Raw genomic sequence first — 4,756 nt, 5'->3', positions numbered from 1 at the left:
GAATTGATGCCGTGTTCAGACGAGCAACTATATGCATTCAAATATGTTAACGGCTATCCCGGCAATCCGCTTAAAGGCAAACTCAGCGTTGTCGCGATAGGCGCTTTAAGCGATGCGGCTAACGGTTACCCGCTAATGCTCAGCGAAATGACCTTATTAACCGCGTTCAGGACAGCGGCGGCCGGTGTGTTGGCCGCAAAATACCTGGCTCGTGAAAATTCAAAATCGCTGGCTATCATCGGCACCGGAGCGCAGGCGGAATTTCAGGTGTTGGCATTCGCCGGTTTTTTCCAGTTGGAAGAAGTCCGTTTTTTTGATACTGATCGAATGGCAATGGCCAAATTCTCGGAAAACCTGGCCTGGCAAAAGTTCAGGTTAACGGCTTGCGACAACATAATCGAGGCCGTACGCGGTGCCGATATTGTAATAACAGCAACAGCCGCTAAAAAACGGCAGTCCCTGTTTAGCTTTGAAGATATTGCGCCGGGCGCCTACATCTATGCCATGGGCGGCGATAGTCCGGGCAAAACCGAGTTACCCGCAGAGTTGCTGGAGCAAGTCAAACTGGTGGTCGAATACAAACTGCAAAGCTTGCTGGAAGGGGAGGTGCAGCAATGCGAAGCCAGTATTGTCTATGCCGAACTATGGCAACTGGTTTGCAAGCATAAGCCCGGAAGACAGAATGATCAGGAGGTTACGCTGTTCGATTCGGTCGGTTTTGCGTTGGAAGATTATTCCATACTTCGGGTGGTCTATGACTTGGCAGAAAAACATCAGTTGGGTACAGAGTTAGAGTTAATACCCGAACTTAATAATCCTAAAAACCTGTTTGGTTTGTTGCGTTGTTAAAATAGGGTCGGCAGTAGCTTCCCTAAATTTGGATTCATCGTTCCGCGCTCATCGTCATTCCGACAGTTCCAGGTGGAAGGTCTAACTGACAGCCGGGATGTTTTGAATGGAGCAACAGGCCCCGTCCGGCTTGATTCGAAAGTTACCCACTTATGGCGCTGGATAACTATTTGCTTGGTGATATTACCTATTGATTCAAGCTGCTGGTTTTTCTATTCTGAGTAACAATCAAGTTTTACGCAGATTCAAAATGGAGAATATCTATGACTGATGACCTGACTCGTAAAACCTGCGAAGTTTGCAGAATGGGCGCGCCGCTGGCTACTCAGGAAGAAATTGACGAATATATGCCGCAATTAAAAGGCTGGGAGATTGTTGAAATAGACGGTATCAAGCGCTTGCAAAAGACTTTCAAGTTCAATGATTTTGAAGATGCGTTGTTGTTTACCGATAAAGTCGGGGTGCTATGCGAACAAGAAAACCATCATCCGTCCATTTTAACCGAGTGGGGCAGGGTAACCGTAACCTGGTGGTCTCACAAGATAAAAGGCTTGCATGCTAATGATTTCATTATGGCGGCCAAGACCGACGCCTTGCTATGAGTTCTCGCCGTAGAATGTTTCAACAATCTCTTTCATCAGGCGCACGGTTTTATTTTCAAAGTCATTTTCAGGATTGAATTCGCTGATTTCCAGGCCGCATATAAGCGGATGCCGGTTAATCACTGATAGTGCTGCTAGCAATTCTTCGGCTTTAATGCCGCCCTGAGCCGGTGTTTCCACGCCGGGCGCATCGTCAGGATCGATAAAATCCAAATCAAGGCTGATGCCGATAACCTCGCAAGACCGGCTGAGTTTATCGATGGCTTTAATTAACGCCTGGCTTAGCCCATTAATCCGGTCGGCAAAAACAATCTCTACCGCTGCTTGTTTCAACAGTTGGTATTCTTCAACTTCATAGCTTCGGATGCCAATCATAATGAAGTTCTCCGGCTTGATAAAACCCTGGCCGGGATACATCGCCGCCAGTTTTTTATCCGCTTTGCCAAGCAGCGCAGCCACCGGCATGCCATGAATATTGCCGGAATGCGACGTAGCAAAGGTGTGCGCGTCCATATGCGCATCCAGCCAGATCAGGCCGAGTTTATCGGGCTGCTGCAACCCGTTTATCACGCCGCCCCAGGTTCCCAGCGCACAGGAATGATCGCCGCCGATAACCAGAAAAGTTTGTTTTTGCTCTGTCCAGTTTTGGGTGAAACGGCTGATCGATTGATTAAGCCGGGATAATTTCTCTTCTTTTGTTCCGTGATCTTCAGGATGAACCATATGCCACTGGAGTTGCAGGCGCTGTTGTCCAGGTCTTTGCCGGTCAAATTCATCATGCAGCATTTCTGCCGCATAACCGCATAAACGCATCGGCCCGCCCAGGCACGATGCCACGCCTAATGTTTGTATAGTAGCCATAATAGAAATACCTAAACCGGTCGGTGAGGTGACATAGCGGAGCGTAACTCAATCCGCGGCATCCGTAAATGTTGGGTGAGCATTGTTTAGGACGCGCATGAACAAAGAAAAGACGCGTTTTCCTGGAGTTGCGATTATCTTGAAATCGTCTGCATGCACGGCCCCTATCGCTAACAGATACGCCGCAATGGGTCTTGCCGATAATAAAGCTTAAGCTGCTGGTAAACATCGGCATAGTGCGCATGCAGAGTTTCAGGCGCACAAAAGAAACATTCGCTGATGACCGCAAAAAACTCCGCCGGGTTGGTTGCGGCATAAGGATCAATCCAAGGGCGATGGCGATGCTCGACTTGTTGAACCAATGCTTGATAAGCAGCGCTCAACGTTGCCGCCCACTGCGTAACATCCATCCGGTAATGCAGAGGCGGGTAGCCATTGGCGCTACCGTTTAGCATATCCAGCTTATGGGCGATTTCATGAATTACGACATTGTGGCCGGACTGTTGCTCCTGCATATCCCGCTCCACATCATCCCATGACAAAATAAGCGGACCCCGAGACCAGGATTCTCCGATCAGCGCCTGTTCCTGATGATGCACAACACCCGCTGCATCCGTATCGTCTCTGCTTATCCGAAACGCACCCGGATAGACGATAATTTGGGTCCAGCCTGACAGACAGCCAGTCCCAAGGCCAAGCCCAAGAGCTGGAAGGCAGGCTTGGATGGCGATTGTCAAACACATCGCGTCAGTGAGCAGAAGTTCCTGAGCGCCGAAGAACTCTTTTTCATACAGAAATAGAGTGCTCAGTTCTCGTAAGTGCGCTTTCTCAACCGCCGTCATTCCCTGCAACAGGGTCAATTTTTCGGTAATTTTCGCCCAGAGATCATGGTCAATAGCATGACGATGCAGAATGTAGAGCGTACGTGCGCGTTTAAAAATATTCATTGCAGGGCAAATTCCGGGGGTATAGATTTCGGGTTATTGATAATACCGGAAACCTGCAATTTTCACATTCGCCGATAGGAGACAATCGATATGAGCCAGAATGAAACCAAGATTAAGGTTTATTACGACGGCGCCTGTCCCAAATGCATTAAAGACAGGGCGACCTATGAAAAACTCGCCGGCAAGGCGGGCGAAGATGTCTGCTGGATCGATATCACCGGCCGGGAACAGCAGCTGCGCCAGATTGGTATCGATCCTCGCAAGGCGCTGTCCGAACTGCATGTCCAGGATGAAAATCAGCGGATTTTGTCCGAAATGGATGCCTATATCCTGCTGATGAGCAAAGTGCCTGTGCTGAAGCCTCTGGCCTGGCTGATCGGCTTGCCGCTGATTCGTCCGTTGCTTGCAAAAATCTATCACTGGCAGGTTAACCGAAGGCTGCGGCGTAGTGGGCGGTTATGATCAATCCAGCAATTTTTGTAAAACCGTGCGTAGAATGCCTCCATCCCGGTAATATTGGATTTCTATCGGCGTATCGATGCGGCTTAGGGCTTTAAAATTCGTGACGGTTCCGTCAGGGGCTTTGGCTGAAACGTTGAGTTCCTGTTGCGGTACCATGGCATCGGAAATATCGATAGCAAAGGTTTCCGCTCCCGTTAACTTCAGGCTTTTAGCCGATTCCCCGTCGATAAACTGCAACGGCAGAATGCCCATGCCGATCAGGTTGCTGCGATGAATCCGTTCGTAACTTTCCGCAATCACCGCTTTTACGCCTTGCATGAACGGGCCTTTCGCCGCCCAGTCGCGGGACGAGCCGGAGCCGTATTCCTTGCCGGCAAGAATGCATAGCGATATGCCTGCATCCTTATATCTCATCGCCGCGTCGAAAAACGTCATCCGTTCGCCGGTGGGATGATAAAGCGTAACGTTGCCTTCAACACCGGGCACCAGCAGGTTGCGGATGCGAATATTGGCAAAAGTGCCCCGCGTCATAACCTGATCGTTGCCCCGGCGCGAACCGTAACTGTTCCAGTCTTTTTGTTCTATGCCTTTAGACAAAAGGTATTGCGCCGCCGGAGAGTTCGGGGCGATTTGACCGGCCGGTGAAATATGATCGGTAGTCACGGAATCGCCGAACAGCGCCAGTACCCGCATGCCGGTAAGCGCATGTATCTGCTGCCGTCCTGTCGTCAAGCCTTCGAAGAACGGCGGCTTTCTGATATAGGTCGAACTTTCGTCCCAGGCATACAGCTCGGTTCCGGTGACTTCAATGTTCTGCCATGCTTCGGTGCCGGTGAAAACATCCGCATAACGTTCCCGGAACATCTCCGGCGTCACAAACTGCCTGATGGCTTCGGCCACTTCCCAAGGCGCAGGCCAGATGTCTTTTAGATAGACCGGCTTGCCGTCTTGATCTTCGCCTAGCGGTTCGCGGGTGATGTCCAGCGCCGTCGATCCCGCCAGCGCATAGGCAACGACCAGCGGCGGAGAGGCGAG

Annotated in this window: 5 protein-coding genes and 1 pseudogene; 3 read left to right on the top strand and 3 right to left on the bottom strand. The window is 50.5% G+C overall.

Annotated elements, in window-relative coordinates:
- A partial coding sequence (locus M0R47_RS21235) for an ornithine cyclodeaminase (protein ID WP_292558356.1) occupies positions 1 to 849 on the top strand: 849 nt, incomplete at its 5' end.
- Between the two features lie 263 nt (positions 850 to 1,112).
- Entirely contained in the window at positions 1,113 to 1,451 is a 339-nt protein-coding gene (locus tag M0R47_RS21230; protein WP_292558355.1) for a 4a-hydroxytetrahydrobiopterin dehydratase, read from the top strand.
- Here the strand turns inward: M0R47_RS21230 and M0R47_RS21225 are convergent.
- Both M0R47_RS21225 and M0R47_RS21220 read right to left on the bottom strand, forming a co-directional pair.
- Positions 1,446 to 2,312: an arginase gene (locus M0R47_RS21225; RefSeq protein ID WP_292558354.1), complete on the bottom strand. Its 867-nt coding sequence runs from the start codon at positions 2,310 to 2,312 to the stop codon at positions 1,446 to 1,448. The genes M0R47_RS21230 and M0R47_RS21225 overlap by 6 nt on opposite strands.
- 170 nt (positions 2,313 to 2,482) lie before the next feature.
- A complete protein-coding gene (locus M0R47_RS21220; RefSeq protein WP_292558353.1) occupies positions 2,483 to 3,259 on the bottom strand; it encodes a M90 family metallopeptidase in 777 nt (258 codons plus the stop codon).
- A 90-nt stretch (positions 3,260 to 3,349) separates the two neighbouring features.
- Here M0R47_RS21220 and M0R47_RS21215 point away from each other — a divergent pair, with 90 nt between their 5' ends.
- A complete protein-coding gene (locus M0R47_RS21215) occupies positions 3,350 to 3,721 on the top strand; it encodes a thiol-disulfide oxidoreductase DCC family protein (RefSeq protein WP_292558352.1) in 372 nt (123 codons plus the stop codon).
- Here M0R47_RS21215 and M0R47_RS21210 read toward each other — a convergent pair.
- Positions 3,722 to 4,756, bottom strand: a pseudogene (locus M0R47_RS21210) (aconitate hydratase); the annotation flags it as partial.

Source organism: Methylobacter sp., from assembly GCF_023227905.1.
In the GTDB taxonomy this organism is placed as follows: Bacteria; Pseudomonadota; Gammaproteobacteria; order Methylococcales; family Methylomonadaceae; genus Methylobacter_A.
Note: the sequence above shows the minus strand (reverse complement) of the source record. Positions and strands in the feature narration are given on the sequence as shown.

Excerpts from the sequence above, each read along its gene's own strand:
- M0R47_RS21230 (WP_292558355.1), top strand. The coding sequence starts at position 1,113 with ATGACTGATGACCTGACTCGTAAAACCTGCGAAGTTTGCAGAATGGGC.
- M0R47_RS21225 (WP_292558354.1), bottom strand. The coding sequence starts at position 2,312 with ATGGCTACTATACAAACATTAGGCGTGGCATCGTGCCTGGGCGGGCCG.
- M0R47_RS21220 (WP_292558353.1), bottom strand. The coding sequence starts at position 3,259 with ATGAATATTTTTAAACGCGCACGTACGCTCTACATTCTGCATCGTCAT.
- M0R47_RS21215 (WP_292558352.1), top strand. The coding sequence starts at position 3,350 with ATGAGCCAGAATGAAACCAAGATTAAGGTTTATTACGACGGCGCCTGT.